This is a genomic window from Streptococcus sp. GMD4S, assembly GCF_000296955.1.
Map to the genome: position 1 here is coordinate 1 of NZ_AJRE01000413.1, position 554 is coordinate 554.

Consider the following 554-nt stretch of genomic DNA (forward strand, 5'->3'; position numbering starts at 1 on the left):
ATGCATGTGCGCCAGGCAATCCATTTATGCCAACTTTAGAAGAAACCATTGCTCTCTACAAAGAACTCTTCTAAAAATCAAGTAGAGTGGAAGGGACGTATTCCCCAACATATAAATAATATTGGAAAGAACTATCATTTTGGTAGTTCTTTTTAAGTTTCTTAATACCCTAGTTAAAAAGATAAAAAGGGATAGCACGTCATATAGTGAAGGAGTAATTTAAGAATCTTGCAGTTCTTGGAATAGTTTGAATAGAAAAAGGTAAAAGGTTGCCATCTACCCCTGAACTGAGGTATACTAGTAGAAACAGTAGTTTATCAAGCAGTTAAGGAGAATGTTAGAAAAGGAAGGGGGATGTATGACAGCTAGAAAAATGCAGCTACTCATGTCCAAATATGGTTTCAGTATTACCATCATGTTGGCAGAGTTGTTTATCATCTTTGGTTTATTTCTCTATCTAGGGCAGATGGCTCCAATTGTCTGGATTATCCTAGTCATTTTAGTGAGCTTAGCGACTATTGTATCGATTGTTAATCGATCTATGAATCCTGAGA

Annotated in this window: 2 pseudogenes; both read left to right on the plus strand. The window is 35.9% G+C overall.

Annotated elements, in window-relative coordinates:
• A pseudogene (locus GMD4S_RS13390) lies at nt 1–74 on the plus strand (alcohol dehydrogenase); the annotation flags it as partial.
• Nucleotides 75–358: 284 nt separating this feature from the next.
• Nucleotides 359–554: pseudogene (locus GMD4S_RS10245) on the plus strand (cardiolipin synthase); the annotation flags it as partial.